The sequence below is a fragment of the Streptomyces sp. NBC_01304 genome (assembly GCF_035975855.1).
Lineage (GTDB): Bacteria > Actinomycetota > Actinomycetes > Streptomycetales > Streptomycetaceae > Streptomyces.
The window spans coordinates 3,979,640-3,994,689 of record NZ_CP109055.1; the positions used below are offsets into that span (position 1 = coordinate 3,979,640).

Annotated in this window: 11 protein-coding genes; 8 read left to right on the forward strand and 3 right to left on the reverse strand. The window is 72.0% G+C overall.

Translation table 11 applies throughout. The features are described from left to right. The first annotated feature begins 21 nt into the window (after nucleotides 1–21). The 6 genes from scy to OG430_RS17225 all read left to right on the forward strand — a co-directional run bounded on the left by scy (nucleotide 22) and on the right by OG430_RS17225 (nucleotide 9,253). Entirely contained in the window at nucleotides 22–3,780 is a 3,759-nt protein-coding gene (gene scy, locus OG430_RS17200; protein WP_327353390.1) for a polarized growth protein Scy, read from the forward strand. 183 nt (nucleotides 3,781–3,963) lie between these two features. After that, a complete protein-coding gene (locus tag OG430_RS17205; protein ID WP_327353391.1) occupies nucleotides 3,964–4,899 on the forward strand; it encodes a cellulose-binding protein in 936 nt (311 codons plus the stop codon). Nucleotides 4,900–5,007: 108 nt separating this feature from the next. Continuing rightward, entirely contained in the window at nucleotides 5,008–6,012 is a 1,005-nt protein-coding gene (locus OG430_RS17210) for an ABC transporter ATP-binding protein (RefSeq protein ID WP_327353392.1), read from the forward strand. 2 nt (nucleotides 6,013–6,014) lie between these two features. After that, on the forward strand, nucleotides 6,015–6,785 hold the full coding sequence (locus OG430_RS17215) for an ABC transporter permease (RefSeq protein WP_327353393.1): 771 nt from the start codon (nucleotides 6,015–6,017) through the stop codon (nucleotides 6,783–6,785). 177 nt (nucleotides 6,786–6,962) lie between these two features. Continuing rightward, complete coding sequence (locus OG430_RS17220; protein ID WP_327353394.1) at nucleotides 6,963–8,360, forward strand: ABC transporter ATP-binding protein; 1,398 nt, start codon at nucleotides 6,963–6,965, stop codon at nucleotides 8,358–8,360. Beyond that, nucleotides 8,357–9,253 carry an ABC transporter permease gene (locus tag OG430_RS17225; protein ID WP_327353395.1) on the forward strand — a complete coding sequence of 299 codons (897 nt, stop codon included), beginning with the start codon at nucleotides 8,357–8,359 and terminating at the stop codon, nucleotides 9,251–9,253. Before OG430_RS17220 ends, OG430_RS17225 begins: the two co-directional genes overlap by 4 nt. A 64-nt stretch (nucleotides 9,254–9,317) precedes the next feature. On the opposite strand, the gene OG430_RS17230 is transcribed toward OG430_RS17225, so the two are convergent. Beyond that, nucleotides 9,318–9,653, reverse strand: a complete 336-nt coding sequence (locus OG430_RS17230) for an ATP/GTP-binding protein (protein WP_327353396.1) — start codon at nucleotides 9,651–9,653, stop codon at nucleotides 9,318–9,320. Nucleotides 9,654–9,939: 286 nt separating this feature from the next. On the opposite strand from OG430_RS17230, the gene OG430_RS17235 reads away from it, so the two are divergent. Further along, on the forward strand, nucleotides 9,940–10,968 hold the full coding sequence (locus tag OG430_RS17235; RefSeq protein ID WP_327353397.1) for an LLM class flavin-dependent oxidoreductase: 1,029 nt from the start codon (nucleotides 9,940–9,942) through the stop codon (nucleotides 10,966–10,968). Nucleotides 10,969–11,044: 76 nt separating this feature from the next. Here the strand turns inward: OG430_RS17235 and OG430_RS17240 are convergent, their stop codons facing one another. Further along, on the reverse strand, nucleotides 11,045–11,437 hold the full coding sequence (locus OG430_RS17240; RefSeq protein ID WP_327353398.1) for an SCO5389 family protein: 393 nt from the start codon (nucleotides 11,435–11,437) through the stop codon (nucleotides 11,045–11,047). Between the two features lie 266 nt (nucleotides 11,438–11,703). Here OG430_RS17240 and nucS point away from each other — a divergent pair, with 266 nt between their 5' ends. After that, nucleotides 11,704–12,375: an endonuclease NucS gene (gene nucS / locus OG430_RS17245; protein WP_327353399.1), complete on the forward strand. Its 672-nt coding sequence runs from the start codon at nucleotides 11,704–11,706 to the stop codon at nucleotides 12,373–12,375. 117 nt (nucleotides 12,376–12,492) lie between these two features. On the opposite strand, the gene OG430_RS17250 is transcribed toward nucS, so the two are convergent. Next, nucleotides 12,493–15,024: an ATP-binding protein gene (locus OG430_RS17250; protein WP_327353400.1), complete on the reverse strand. Its 2,532-nt coding sequence runs from the start codon at nucleotides 15,022–15,024 to the stop codon at nucleotides 12,493–12,495. Nucleotides 15,025–15,050 lie beyond the last annotated feature (26 nt).

Below are 15,050 nucleotides of genomic sequence, written 5' to 3' on the forward strand. Positions count from 1 at the left end.
GGGGAAGGATGGGACCGCGGAGTGCGGGGCTACGAACGCCAGGAGAGCCAGAGGCCAGCTGAGGCCGACCATCTCTCGCGGTTCGAGGCCGAGATGGACCGGCTGAAGACCGAGCGGGAGAAGGCCGTCCAGCACGCCGAGGACCTCGGCTACCAGGTCGAGGTGTTGCGCGCCAAGCTGCACGAGGCGCGCCGCAACCTCGCGACCCGACCTGCCTATGACACCGCTGACATCGGCTACCAGGCCGAGCAGCTGCTCCGCAATGCCCAGATCCAGGCCGACCAGCTGCGCACCGACGCCGAGCGCGAGCTGCGAGAGGCCCGCGCCCAGACGCAGCGCATCCTCCAGGAGCACGCCGAGCAGCAGGCCCGGCTGCAGTCCGAGCTGCACACCGAGGCCGTCACCCGCCGCCAGCAGCTCGACCAGGAGCTCAACGAGCGCCGCCAGACCGTCGAGTCGCACGTCAACGAGAACGTGGCGTGGGCCGAGCAGCTCCGCGGCCGCACCGAACAGCAGGCCCGCCGCCTCCTTGAGGAGTCCCGCGCCGAGGCCGACCAGGCACTGGCCGCCGCCCGCGCGGAGGCCGAGCGCCTCACCACCGAGGCCAGCCGGCGGCTGACCAGCGCGGCCGAGTCGGGCCGCGCGGAAGCCGAAGCGATCCTGCGCCGGGCCCGCACCGACGCCGAGCGCCTCCTGAACGCCGCCTCGACGCAGGCCCAGGAGGCCACCGACCACGCCGAGCAGCTCCGCTCCTCCACCGCGACCGAGTCGGACCAGGCCCGCCGTCAGTCCACCGAGCTGAGCCGGGCCGCCGAGCAGCGCATGGCCGAGGCGGAGACGGCGCTGCGCGAGGCGCGTACGGCCGCGGACAAGGTTGTCGCCGAGGCCAAGGAGGCCGCGGCCAAGGCCCTGTCGAGCGCCGAGGCGTCGAACGAGACGCGGACGCGTACCGCCAAGGAGCAGGTCGCCCGCCTGGTCAGCGAGGCCACGAAGGAGGCCGAGGCCACCAAGGCGGAGGCCGAGCAGGCCCTCGCGGACGCCAAGGCCGAGGGCGAGAAGGTCGTCGCCGAGGCCGCCGAGAAGGCCAGGAACGTCACGGCCGAGGAGACCGCGTCCCAGCTGTCGTCGGCCGCGCGTACCGCCGAGGAAGTGCTCAACAAGGCGTCCGAGGACGCCAAGGCGACCACCAAGGCGGCCTCCGAGGAGGCCGAGCGGATCCGCCGCGAGGCCGAGACCGAGGCGGACCGGCTGCGCGGCCAGGCGCACGACATCGCCGAGGAGCTCAAGGGCGCGGCGAAGGACGACACCAAGGAGTACCGCGCCAAGACGGTCGAGCTGCAGGAGGAGGCCCGCCGGCTGCGCGGCGAGGCCGAGAACCTGCGCGCGGAGGCCGTCGCCGAGGGCGAGCGGATCCGCAGCGAGGCCCGCCGCGAGGCCGTCCAGAAGATCGAGGAGGCGGCCAGCTCCGCCGAGGAGCTGCTCGCCAAGGCGCGTACGGACGCCGAGGAGCTGAGCGCGACCGCCGCCGCCGAGGCCGAGCGCGTCCGCACCGAGGCCATCGAGCGCGCCACGACCCTGCGCAAGCAGGCCGAGGACACCCTGGAGCGCACCCGCACGGAGGCCGAGCGGCACCGCACGGAGGCCGCCGAGCAGGCCGAGGTCACCAAGGCGGAGGCCGAGGAGGCCGGGCGCAAGCTCCGCGAGGACACCGAGCTCGCGATCGGCCGGCGCCAGACCGAGGCCGCCGAGGAACTGACCCGGCTGCACACCGAGGCCGAGCAGCGCCTCACCGCCGCCGAGACCGCCCTGACCGAGGCCCGCACGGAGGCCGAGCGGCTGCGGCGCGAGGCGAACGAGGAGACGGAGCGGCTCCGCAGCGAGGCCGCCGAGCGCATTCGTACGCTGCAGTCGCAGGCCGAGACCGAGGCCGAGCGGCTGCGCACCGAGGCCGCCGCGGACGCCTCGACGTCGCGCGCCGAGGGCGAGGCCGTCGCCGTACGGCTGCGCAGCGAGGCGACGAACGAAGCGGAGCGCATCAAGAACGAGGCGCAGGAGAGCGCCGACCGCCTGCGCGGCGAGGCGACGGCCGCCGCCGAGCGCGTCGGGGCCGAGGCCGCCGAGGCGCTCTCGGCCGCGCAGGAGGAGGCCGCCCGGCGTCGCCGCGAGGCCGAGGAGACCTTGAGTTCGGCCCGCACCGAGGCCGACCAGGAGCGTGAGCGCGCGCGCGAGCAGAGCGAGGAGCTGCTCGCCGCGGCCCGTAAGCGAGTCGACGAGGCGCAGGTCGAGGCGCAGCGCCTGGTCGAGGAGGCGGACCGGCGGGCGACCGACCTGGTGGCCGCGGCCGAGCTGACCGCGCAGCAGGTACGGGACTCCGTCGCCGGCCTGCAGGAGTCGGCCCAGGAGGAGATCTCCGGGCTGCGCTCGGCGGCCGAGCACGCGTCGGAACGTACCCGCAAGGAAGCCCAGGAAGAGGCCGACCGGGTCCGTGCGGACGCCTATGCGGAGCGGGAGCGCGCCTCGGAGGACGCGACGCGCCTGCGGACCGAGGCGCACGAGGAGACCGAGGCCGCCAAGTCGCTTGCGGAGCGCACGGTTTCGGAGGCGATCGCCGAGTCCGAGCGGCTGCGCAGCGAGGTCAACGACCACGCCCAGCGGGTGCGTACGGAAGCCTCCGAGCGCGTCGCCTCGTCCGAGCAGGACGCTGCGCGGACGCGTGCCGAGGCCCGCGAGGACGCCAACCGCATCCGTACGGACGCGGCCGGCCAGGCCGACCAGCTGATCGGCGAGGCCACGAGCGAGGCGGAGCGGCTGCGGGCCGAGGCCGCCGAGACGGTCGGCTCCGCGCAGCAGCACGCGGAGCGCACTCGCAGCGAGTCGGAGCGCATCAAGGCGGACGCGCACGCGGAGGCCGAGCGCCTGCGGAGCGAGGCCCGGACCGAGTCCGAGCGGACCCTGGACGAGGCCCGGCAGGCGGCCAACAAGCGCCGCAGCGAGGCCGCCGAGCAGGTCGACAAGCTCATCACCGAGGCCGCGTCGGAGGCCGAGAAGCTCACGTCTCAGGCGCAGGAGCAGGCGCTGAAGGCGGCCACGGACGCCGAGCAGCAGGCCGACACGATGGTCGGCGCCGCCCGTGTCGAGGCCGAGCGCCTGGTCGCCGAGGCGACCGTCGAGGGCAATTCCCTGGTGGAGCGGGCGCGTACGGACGCGGACGAACTGCTGATCGGCGCACGCCGGGACGCGACCGCCATAAGGGAACGGTCCGAGGAGCAGCGGGACCGGCTCACCGGCGAGATCGAGGAGCTGCACGAGCGGGCGCGGCGCGAGTCGGCCGAGCAGATGAAGACGGCGGGCGAGCGGTGCGACGCGCTGGTCAAGGCCGCCGAGGAGCAGCTGGCCGAGTCGACGGCGAAGGCCAAGGAGCTGGTCTCGGAGGCCAGTTCCGAGGCCGGCAAGGTACGGATCGCCGCGGTCAAGAAGGCCGAGCAGCTCCTCAAAGAGGCTGAACAGAAGAAAACGGACACGGTGCGCGAGGCCGACCGGGTCAAGGCCGAGGCCGAGGCGGAGGCGCAGCGGATCGTCGACGACGGCAAGCGCGAGCTCGATGTGCTCGTCCGGCGCCGCGAGGACATCAATGCCGAGATCTCCCGTGTCCAGGACGTTCTGGAGGCGTTGGAGTCTTTTGAGGCTCCGTCCACCGGCGGCTCCAAGGAGGGCGGCGGCGTCAAGGCGGGCGCAGCTGCCGGGGGTACCCGATCGGGTGGCAAGCCGTCCGAGGGCTAGCCAGATCACCATCTCCCGTGCTTGCCAAGGACGTTCGGCCCTGGTGCTGGCAAGCGGTCCGCCGGTTAGCCACTCAAAAGGGGTGTCATTCTCCAGATCAAACGGGCAACTGCTCGATGACACGCCGCAAAGCCCCCTAGGATTCCCCCTATCACCTCACCGGTCTCATTCGACAGGAACCCCATGAGCGACACTTCCCCCTACGGCTTCGAGCTTGTGCGGCGTGGGTACGACCGCGCTCAGGTGGACGAACGTATCTCCAAGCTCGTCTCCGACCGTGACTCCGCTCTTGCCCGTATCACTGCTCTGGAAAAGCGCATCGAGGAACTGCACCTCGAGACGCAGAACGCTCAGGCCCAGGTAACCGACGCTGAGCCGTCGTACGCCGGCCTCGGCGCCCGCGTCGAGAAGATCCTCCGCCTCGCCGAGGAGGAGGCCAAGGACCTGCGCGAGGAGGCCCGTCGCGCGGCCGAGCAGCACCGCGAGCTCGCCGAGTCCGCCGCCCAGCAGGTGCGCAACGACGCGGAGTCGTTCGCGGCCGAGCGCAAGGCCAAGGCCGAGGACGAGGGCGTCCGGATCGTCGAGAAGGCCAAGGGCGAGGCGGGCGCGCTGCGCTCCGAGGCCCAGAAGGACGCGCAGCAGAAGCGCGAGGAGGCCGACGCCCTCTTCGAGGAGACCCGCGCCAAGGCCGCCCAGGCCGCGGCCGACTTCGAGACGAACCTCGCCAAGCGCCGTGAGCAGTCGGAGCGCGACCTCGCGTCCCGTCAGGCCAAGGCCGAGAAGCGCCTCGCGGAGATCGAGCACCGCGCGGAGCAGCTTCGCCTGGAGGCCGAGAAGCTGCGCACCGACGCCGAGCGTCGCGCCCGCCAGACGGTGGAGACCGCGCAGCGCCAGGCCGAGGACATCGTGGCGGACGCGAACGCCAAGGCCGACCGGATCCGCAGCGAATCGGAGCGCGAGCTGGCGGCGCTCACCAACCGCCGCGACTCCATCAACGCCCAGCTGACCAACGTCCGCGAGATGCTGGCCACGCTGACCGGTGCGGCTGTCGCCGCCGCCGGTGCGCCGGGCGAGGACGAGCCGGTCACCCGCGGGGTTCCGGCCCAGCAGAGCCGGTAAGCACCGCCTGCGGATCCTCGTAAGGGATCCACAGCAGTACGTGTACGGGGCAGAGCCCCCTGTCACCCCAAGTGGCAGGGGGCTTTGTCCCGTTTTAGCGTGGTCCGCATGATCGAGCTCGACGGCCTCACCAAGCGGTACGGCGAAAAGGTGGCAGTCAACGACCTCACCTTCTCCGTCAGACCAGGCCTGGTCACGGGCTTCCTGGGGCCGAACGGCGCGGGCAAGTCGACCACGATGCGGATGATGCTCGGTCTCGACCGGCCCTCGGGCGGCGACGTCCTCATCGACGGTCGGCACTACGACCAGATCAAGCACCCGCTGAGGTACATCGGCGCACTGCTCGACGCCAAGGCGATGCACGGCGGCCGCAGCGCCTTCAACCACCTGCTCTGCCTCGCCCAGTCCAACGGCATTCCGACCAGCCGGGTCCACGAGGTCCTGGAGACCGTGGGCCTGACCGCCGTCGCCAAGAAGAAGGCCAAGGGCTTCTCGCTCGGCATGGGCCAGCGGCTCGGCATCGCGGGCGCGCTGCTCGGCGATCCGCAGATCCTGATGTTCGACGAGCCGGTCAACGGGCTCGACCCCGAGGGCATCCACTGGATCCGCAATCTGATGAAGGGCCTCGCCGCCCAGGGACGTACGGTCTTCGTCTCCTCGCACCTGATGAGCGAGATGGCGCTGACGGCCGAGCACCTCGTCGTCATCGGCCAGGGCCGGCTGCTCGCCGACACCTCGATGGCCGACTTCATCAAGGACAACTCACGCTCGTACGTGCGACTGCGCTCGCCCCAGCAGGAGCGGCTGCGCGACGTCCTGCACGAGGAGGGCGTGACGGTCGTCGAGGCCGGCAACGGAACCCTCGAAGTGGACGGCGCGGCCTCGGACCGGCTGGGCGAGATCGCCGCCGCGCACCAGCTCACCCTGCATGAGCTCAGCCCTCAGCAGGCCTCGCTCGAAGACGCCTTCATGCAGCTCACCGCCGAGTCCGTGGAGTACCACGCACACGCGCAGACCGGGCCCCCGGACACCTCCGGCTGGGACTCGCCCCAGGGCGCACAGCCGGGGCAGCCCGGCTGGGGCGAGACGTGGTCGCAGAAGAAGGAGTCCTGAGCATGTCCTCGACGCGGGTACTGAAGTCGGAGTGGACGAAGATCAAGTCGGTCAACTCGACCCTCTGGACGCTGAGCCTGGCCGCGATCGTGACGATCGGCCTCGGCATGCTGATCTCGCACTTCGCCAGCAGCGACTTCGACAATCTGGACGAGAAGGACCGGCTCGGCTTCGACGCGACCTCGATGAGCTTCGCCGGGATGGGTCTCGGTCAGCTCGCGATGATCGTGTTCGGGGTGCTGGTGGTCTCCAACGAGTACAGCACCGGGATGATCCGGACCTCGCTGGCCGCCGTTCCGCAGCGCGGGAAGTTCCTGTTCAGCAAGGTCGCGGTGGCGACCGCGCTGGCCTTCGTGGTCGCCATGATCACGGCGTTCATCTCGTTCTTCCTCGGCCAGTCCGTGATGGGCGTCCACAAGGTGTCGATCGGCGATCCGGGCGTGCTGCGCGCGGTGATCGGCGGCGGGCTCTACATGACGCTGATCGCGGTGTTCTCGATGGCGGTCGCCTCGCTGCTGCGCAGCCCCATGCTCTCGCTGGGCATCCTGATGCCGCTGTTCTTCCTGGTGTCGCCGATCCTCGGCTCGGTCTCGGCCACCAAGAAGATCGCCCGCTATCTGCCCGACCAGGCCGGGCAGAAGGTGATGCAGGTGGTCGCGCCCATCGACGACAGCACGCCGTACGGGCCGTGGGGCGGGCTCGCCATCATGATCGCTTGGGTGGTCGTGGCGCTGGCCTGCGGTTATTGGCTGCTGAAGAAGCGGGACGCGTAGCTCCTGAGCGCGCGGATCCCGCTCGCCGTACGATCCGAATCCTGCTCGCCGTACGATCCGCCGAACCCGCACGGAACCCTCACCGCACGGGAACCGTCAGCCTGTGGATATCCTCCTAACCCTTACGGGGGCGTTCGGAAGTGCCCCGACGTCCTGACCTGTCGATGGGTGCGGAGAATGATCGAGGCAGTCGGCCTGACCAAGCGCTATGGCGCGAAGACGGCCGTGTACAACCTTTCCTTCCAGGTGCGGCCCGGTGCCGTCACCGGCTTCCTGGGCCCCAACGGCTCGGGCAAGTCGACGACGATGCGCATGATCCTCGGCCTGGACAACCCCACCTCGGGCCGTGTGACGATCGCGGGACACCCCTACCGTCAGCTGCCGAACGCGCCCCGGCACGTCGGCGCCCTCCTCGACGCCAAGGCGGTGCACGGCGGCCGGCACGCCCGCAACCACCTGCTGTGCCTCGCCCAGCTGTCCGGCATCCCGGCCCGCCGGGTCGACGAGGTGCTCGGCGTGGTCGGCCTGCAGGACGTCGCGAAGAAGCGCTCCAAGGGCTTCTCGCTCGGCATGGGCCAGCGCCTCGGCATCGCGGCCGCCCTGCTCGGCGACCCCCAGGTGCTGCTCTTCGACGAGCCGGTCAACGGCCTCGACCCCGAGGGCATCCTCTGGGTCCGCAATCTGATGAAGTCCCTGGCCGCGGAGGGACGTACCGTCTTCGTCTCCTCGCACCTGATGAGCGAAATGGCGCTCACCGCCGACCACTTGATCGTGATCGGGCGCGGGCAGCTGCTCGCCGACATGAGCATCGGGAACTTCATCTCCGCCAACTCCGCGGACTTCGCGCGGGTACGCACCCCCGACACCGAGCCGCAGCAACGCGAGAAGCTGTCCGCCGCGCTCACCGAGGCCGGCGGCCATGTGCTGCCCGAGCAGGACGGGGGGCTGCGCGTCACCGGCCTCCCGCTGCCGCGCATCAGCGACCTCGCGCACGAGGCGGACGTCCGGCTGTGGGAGCTCTCGCCGCACCAGGCCTCGCTCGAGGAGGCGTACATGCGGATGACGCAGGGCGCCGTGGACTACCGCTCCACCATCGACCAGAAGGCGGGCCTGCAGCAGCAGATGGCCATGCCTCCCGGCGGGATGCCGCCGCAGCTCGCCGCGCCCGGCCAGGGCCAGCCCGGGTGGTACGCGCCGCCGTCGCCGCAGCAGGGCGGGCAGCCGTTCGCCATGCCGCAGGAGGCGCCGTACGGTGCGCCGCAGGGCCAGCCGCCGGCTCAGCCGCAGCCGAACCCGTACGCGCAGGCGCCGGGGGTCCCTGAGGCGGGGGCCCCGCAGGCTCCGGGAACCCTGGCTCTGCAGCAGGTGCCGTCCGCCCCGCAGGCCCCGGCTTCCGCTCCGGGGACCCTGGCCCTGCAGCAGGTGCCCGCCGCTGCCGCACCGCAGGCCGCCCCGGCCCCGCCCGCGCCCGAGGCGCCGCCGCAGGCGCCCGTCGCATCGCCCGACCCGGCGCCCGCCGCCGACCTGACCAAGCCGGCCGCTGGGCCCACCGACAACGAGGACGCCGCCCGATGACCGCCCCCTCCTCCGCACCCCAGCCGCCGCAGCCGCAGGCCGCACCCGTCCCGCAGCAGGCGGCTCCGCAGGGCCCCTGGCAGGGCGCGCCCGGCGCGTACACCTCGCCGATCCCGGTCCGGCGTACGCATCTCGGGCATGCCCTCGCCTCCGAGTGGACGAAGATCAAGTCGGTCCGCTCGACGATGTGGACGCTCGGGGTCTTCCTGCTGCTCGTGGTCGGCATCGGCCTGCTCATCGCGGTGACCGTGTCCTCCGCCGACGGGTCCCTCGTGGGCACCCCGCTGCTGTCCCTGGGCTTCTTCGGCCTGCTCGTCGGCAGCATCTGCATCATCACGCTCGGCGTGCTGACCACGTCGTCCGAGTACGGCACCGGCATGATCCGGACGACCATGACCGCGTGCCCGTCCCGGGGCCGGGTGCTGATGGCGAAGGCGATCATCTTCTTCGCCGTGTCCTTCGTGATCACCCTGCTGTCCACCGGCCTCGTGGCCGTCGTACAGCAGGCGGCCCTGTCGGACATGGGGGCGGCCGATCCCACCACCAGCGAGTGGCTGCGCGCGACCCTCGGTGTGAGCCTCTACATCGCGCTGCTCGGGCTGCTCGCCCTCTCCATCGGCGCGCTGCTGCGCCACTCCGCGGGCGGCATCACGATCATGATCGGCCTGCTGCTCGCCCCGCTGGTGCTCGCGCTCTTCATGTTCGCGGAGTCCATGAACGACTTCCGGGAGTTCCTGCTCGAGTACTCGATCCCCAACCAGCTCGGCGCCTTCTACGGCGGCACCCTGAGCGACTCGGGACCGACCGGCTGGGACCCGCTGTGGATCATGCTGGGCCTCGCGGCCGCAGGCCTGGTCGGCGCCTTCGCCGTGCTGGAGTCGCGGGACGTGTGACCCCGACCGGGGTCAGAACCTCGGAACCTTGACCGGGGTCAGAACCCCGGCGCCTCGACCGGGGTCAGAACCTCGGCGCATTACGGGACCGCTGCACCCGCGAGGTGCGGCGGTCCCGTGCGTTCCAGCAGGCCTTGTGCCAGTGCCTGCGGTCGTCCACTCCCCCGCCGTGCTCCGGCCACGCCACGACATGCGCGACGCCGGACGGGATCTCCTGGTCGCAGCCGGGGCAACGGTACGTCTTGCCCGCCGCGCTCGCACCTGCGACATGGCGCACGCTGAAGTCCTCGCCCTGCCAGCTCTCCGAGCTCTGATGCCCGCCGTACCGGCCGCCGCCCTCCCCGTCCTCGCCACGGCCGGCCCCGCCGGGGCCCTTCGGACGGTTGCGACGCGGAGACACAGGACACCTCACGGGCTGTACGGGGACCAGGGGTACGTCCAGCCTACGCGGCCCGGACTGGGGTACACGCCTCCTACCAACCCCCACACACGCGCCGACGGCAACTGATCGGACGCCGCCGCATACTTGCCGCGAAACAGCCGCGAACCTTGCGCATGCGGACGCCTTTCAGACTCCTGGTAGGACAATCGGCCAACCTTTATGCCAGCCGTGCCTTTGGCACGTGTCAGACGTTGTTGCCTGTAGGTGGGGAGCACCGCGTCGGCGCCAAGGAGGCAGGAGTGCGATGCGCGTAGGGACGTTTGTACTGGCCGCACAATTCCCGGGCCAGGGCCAGGGCGAGGCGCTGCACCGAGCGGTGCGCACCGCCGAGGTCGCCGAGGAGTCCGGGCTCGACTCGGTCTGGCTCGCCGAGCATCACTTCGTGCCGTACGGAGTCTGCCCGTCGGCGGTGACGCTCGCGGCCCTGCTGCTCGGGCGTACGCAGCGGATCCGGGTCGGCACCGCGGTGAGCGTGCTGCCGACCCAGCACCCGGTCGCCCTCGGCGAGCAGGCCGCGCTGCTCCATCTCACCAGCGGGGGACGCTTTTCCCTGGGTGTGGGGCGCGGTGGCCCCTGGGTCGACCTGGAGGTCTTCGGGCGCGGTCTCGAGGCGTACGAGAACGCCTTTCCCGAGTCGCTCGACCTGCTGCTCCGCTGGCTGAGCGAGCCGAGCGTCGCCGCAGAGGGGGAACGATTCAGCTTTCGCGAGGTCGCGGTCGTCCCCCGCCCCGCCGAGGACCTGTCCGGCGCCCCGGGCCCCGAGGTCGTCGTCGCCTGCACCTCCCCCGCGAGCGTGCGGCTCGCGGCCGAGCGCGGACTGCCGATGCTGCTCGGGATGCACGTCGGGGACCAGGAGAAGGCCGAGATGGTCGCGCTGTGGCGGTCCAGTGCGCTGGCGGTGGGGCGTACGCCCGACGAAGTGGCCGCGGTGGCCCATGTGTCGGCCGGCGTCGTCCAGATCTCGGACCGCCCGGCGGACGCTTGTGAGACGCTCCTGAAGGCGATGCCTGGTTGGCTGAAACAGGGCCTCGACGCCCATGTCACGGTCGACGGCCGGGCGCGGGCGATGCGTGATCCGGTGACGTACACCGAACTCCTGACGAGGCTCCACCCGGTGGGGACACCGGAGTTGTGCGCCGACCGGCTCGCGGCGACCTCGGAGCGGACGGGCATCACGCGGTTCGCGCTCCTGGTGGAGGGATCGGGGGATCTGGCGGCGACGGAGGAGAATGTGCGCCGGCTCGGCGCCGAAGTGCTGCCCCAACTGCGGTGATCGCGGACTCATGACTGTCTACGGCGGGCTGCCGCCCCGAAAACACCTCCCGCGTACGGAGCGGCAGCAACAGGCCTCAGCAGTCCCTGAGTTCAGGCGACTGGTTCAGCAGCTGACCACGTATCGAAGTGAAACGGGACAGCCGCTCATCGGCCTCTGAGCCGAGCGGAAAGACCGCGACGCGGTGGCAGTTCTGGAATGCGAGGCGCACTCCGAAGTGCCGCTGCAGCGCACCGCGTATCGCGTCACTCGCAAGCGCACGCAGCAGCTGACCACGCGCCTGCTCGTTCGGCGGCGGCGTCTGGTTGTCGGCGAACTCGCCGCCGTCAACCTTCAGCTGGGCCACCAGAGAGCTGATCATCTCCCATGCGTAGGGCAGGGAGGTCCGGACGCAGTCGACGAAGGCAGCTTCGTCGACCTCGCCTCGCTCGGCCTGTTCCAACAGTGCCGGTGAGACGTCGAGCGACATGGGTTCTCCTCTCGCACCCCCGGGGAGCGGGGGTTGCCGGACGGGAAAGAGGTTCGCAACGCAGCGTGCACGCGCTGCGACCTCTTGCATCCACGGTAAGCAACGTGACCGGCCCGCACCAGGAGAATGCGCGCACAACCGGCCAATAACGAACGCACCTTTACAGGAACAAAGGGTGTGGCGCACAGGACCTCCGGCGTGGGGCGCGAGGGGCGCCGGGTGGGCGAATCGCGCCGAAGGGTGCGGGTCGAGTAGCGTTGCCGACCATGCGTCTCGTCATTGCCCGTTGCTCCGTGGACTACGCGGGCCGGCTCACCGCCCATCTCCCGTCCGCCCCCCGCCTGATCTTGGTGAAGGCCGACGGCAGTGTGTCCATCCACGCGGACGACCGGGCCTACAAGCCCCTCAACTGGATGTCGCCGCCCTGCACGCTCAAGGAGGGCTCGGGCGACGAAGCCGACAAGTGGACCGTCGTGAACAAGGCGGGCGAGAAGCTCATCATCACGATGGAGGAGATCCTGCACGACTCCTCGCACGAACTGGGCGTCGACCCGGGCCTCATCAAGGACGGCGTGGAAGCGCACCTCCAGGAGCTGCTCGCCGACCGGATCGAGACACTTGGCGAGGGCTACACCCTCATTCGCCGCGAGTACATGACGGCCATCGGCCCCGTCGACATCCTGTGCCGGGACGCGGACGGCGCGACCGTGGCCGTGGAGATCAAGCGGCGCGGCGAGATCGACGGCGTGGAGCAGCTCACCCGCTACCTCGAACTCCTCAACCGCGACCCGCACTTGGCACCCGTGAAGGGCATCTTCGCCGCCCAGGAAATCAAGCCCCAGGCACGCGTGCTCGCCACGGACCGGGGCATCGGCTGCGCGGTGCTCGACTATGACGCGCTGCGCGGCATCGAGGACGACAAGCTGCGGCTGTTCTGATCCCGGCCAACCGGTTCAGCTTCTGATCCGACCCGACCCCTTCAGTCGTACGTACGACACGACAGCGCCGCCCGGAGTGATCCGGGCGGCGCTGCCGTATGCCGGTGCTCGGCCGGGTCAGATGATCCCGGTCGTGTCGCTGGGCGACGTCCCCGCGCTGGAGCCGGCCGGCGAACTGGCCGGTGAGCTCCCCGCCGAACTGCTCGCCGGGGCGCTGGCCGAGTTGGTGCCCGGCGCGGTCGTGGGATCGGTCGTGGGCGGCGTGGTGGGCGGGTCCGTCGGCGGGTCCGTCGGCGGACGGCTCGTGGTCGGCGGGCGAGTCGTGGTCGGCGGGCGCGTGGTCGTCGGCGGCCGGGTGGTCGTCGGCGGGCGCGTGGTCGTCGGATCGTCCGAGGGCTCGCCGCTGGACGACGGGTCGTCCGGGTCGCCGCTGGTGGCGGGCGCGGTCGGGTCGTCCGAAGTGCCGGGCGTGCCGTCCTTGCCGGGGTCGGGCGACTCGTCGCCCTTGTCCGGCTGGTCCGCGGGCAGACCGCCGCCGTCACCCTGCTCGCTTGCCGTCTGGCCCGGCCGGACCTTGTTCGACGGGTTGTCGTCGTCGGAGGTCGCGCCGAGCGTCACGACGGTGCCGAGCACCGCCGCGAGGAGCGCACCGGCGGCCGCCGCGACGAGGTTGCGCCGGGTGCCGCTGAGCACGGCGCGGCCGGTGCCGACCGGCGGGGTCGCGTACGTGCTGCCGGAGCCGGAGCCTGCCGGGCTCTGGCGCCGGGTGACGACGGTCGATTCCTCGTCGGGCTCGGGAAGCAGCAGAGCGGCCGGTACGCCACCGGGCGGCGACGCCGACTCCTCGTACCGCGCGTCCGGCACCTCTTCGCCCGCCGGTGTCCGCCCGCCGGCCGGCGAGCCTCCCGAGCGGTCGGCGACGAGCGCGAGCGCCCTGCGGCCCGAGACGGTGCCCCGCTTGTCGGCGAGCGCCCCGCGCAGCCCGATGGACGCCTCCAGCTCGGCGCGCGCCCGGTCGAGCTGGCCGCCGAGGAGCGCGAGGATGCCCAACTCGTGGTGGAAGTAGGCCTCTTCGGCCACCTCGCCGGCGAGCCGCGCCGCCTCCTGCCCGGCGCGGAGCGCACGCTCCCAGGCCCCCCAGCCGAGCCCCGCCGCGAAGGCGGGCGCTGCCGTGCGGGCCAGGAGCACCGCTGCGCTGAGGTGTCCGGAGTCGGCCCCCGGCACCAGAGCGGTCAGCGCGGCGAGAACGGCGTCCGCCTCCGCGGCGGCCCGCTCCGGGGTGACCGAGGGGTGCCCCGCCCACCATGCGTAGTGCTGCGCGGCGGTGTGGGCCAGACCCGCGGCCTCTTCCGCGTACCCCGCCGACTCCAGCTGGGCCTGCACCCCCGCGGCAAGGCGGTAGCGCGCGCCGACCGGGGTGACCAGAGCCACGGCGACCAGCTCGCCGAGGGCGGCGTCCGCGTGGGTGTCGCCGACGAGGGCGGGCAGATGCGCCTGGTGGGGCAGCTCCCCGCCGAGCGCGACGGCGAACTTCAGTGTGGCGCGCGCGGATTCGCTGAGCCGGGATGCGAGCAGCGCCGCGGGTGCGGCACCTTCGGCGAGCGTGGGCAGCGGGACGTCGTGCCCGTCCTCCACCACGTCGAAGGGCGCGTCGACGGGGGCGCCCTCGTAAAAGCCGTACTCGTCAAAGGCGTTGGGGTCGGCGCGCAGCTGGTCGCGCTGGCGCAGCAGCGCCCCGGCCTGGACGAAGCGCAGCGGCAGGCCCTCGGACTCGAACCACAGGTCGCCGGCCCAGCCGGCCTCGTCGTCGGTCAGCGCCCGGCCGACGGCCCGCTCCAGCAGTTCGAGGCCGCCGCTGCGGCCGAGCCCGCCGAGGAAGACCTCTTCGAGGTGGGAGTCGGCGGAGGGTGCGGCGACGTCCGGCGTCGCGGCGACCAGGAAAGCGCACTCGGGCGTCGCCTCGAGGAGTTCTTCGAGGGCGGCGCCGCCGAATTCGAGGTCGTCCAGGACGACTACCGCGCCGATGTCGTGCACGAGTTCCAGGAGCTGGGTGCGGTCGGGCCGGTGGAGCGGCGACTTGTATACGGCCGCGTACAGATCGAAGAGCAGCTCGCCCGGCGTCCGGCGGAAACCGGAGAGGCGGATGACGCCGTCCGGAGCGAGGTCCGCGCAGTCCTCGGCGACGGCGTCGAGCAGGGCCGTACGGCCACAACCCGAGGGTCCGGTGAGCCGCACCGAGCGCCCCCGCGCGAGGAGCCGTACGAGGCGCTCACGGTCTTCCTGGCGCTCGAGGAGCGGCGGCCTGGGCAGGGACGGTCCGGGCGGCGTCGCGGGACGGGCCGCGCGGCGCAGTTCGAGGCGTTCGGCGGCGCTGTGCTTCTGCGGCCGGGCCGGCAGTTCGCCGGGCGGGCACGGTTCTATCTCGCTGCCGTCGACGGGATTGACGGTGAGCAGGAAGTCGCCCGAGACGAGCTGGACCGTGCGGGCGGGCACGGGGCTGCCGAAGTCCGGTGTGATGGCGTCCCGCGGCGGCCGCTGCGGGCCGGCCTGGCCCGAACTGTCGGCACGCTCACCGAATCCGCCGTTGCCGGCGCCGAATCCGTCGCTGTCGTGGCCGTACTCTTCCGGTCCCCGGTTCGTCGGGTCCATGGTCAAAGCCCCCCAAAAGCAGTCGT

Bases quoted from the DNA above. Each gene is read 5' to 3' on its own strand.
- OG430_RS17225 (WP_327353395.1), top strand. From the start codon at position 8,357: ATGACCGCCCCCTCCTCCGCACCCCAGCCGCCGCAGCCGCAGGCCGCA.
- OG430_RS17210 (WP_327353392.1), top strand. From the start codon at position 5,008: ATGATCGAGCTCGACGGCCTCACCAAGCGGTACGGCGAAAAGGTGGCA.
- OG430_RS17250 (WP_327353400.1), bottom strand. From the start codon at position 15,024: ATGGACCCGACGAACCGGGGACCGGAAGAGTACGGCCACGACAGCGAC.
- OG430_RS17220 (WP_327353394.1), top strand. From the start codon at position 6,963: ATGATCGAGGCAGTCGGCCTGACCAAGCGCTATGGCGCGAAGACGGCC.
- OG430_RS17240 (WP_327353398.1), bottom strand. From the start codon at position 11,437: ATGTCGCTCGACGTCTCACCGGCACTGTTGGAACAGGCCGAGCGAGGC.
- OG430_RS17235 (WP_327353397.1), top strand. From the start codon at position 9,940: ATGCGCGTAGGGACGTTTGTACTGGCCGCACAATTCCCGGGCCAGGGC.
- OG430_RS17215 (WP_327353393.1), top strand. From the start codon at position 6,015: ATGTCCTCGACGCGGGTACTGAAGTCGGAGTGGACGAAGATCAAGTCG.
- OG430_RS17205 (WP_327353391.1), top strand. From the start codon at position 3,964: ATGAGCGACACTTCCCCCTACGGCTTCGAGCTTGTGCGGCGTGGGTAC.
- nucS (WP_327353399.1), top strand. From the start codon at position 11,704: ATGCGTCTCGTCATTGCCCGTTGCTCCGTGGACTACGCGGGCCGGCTC.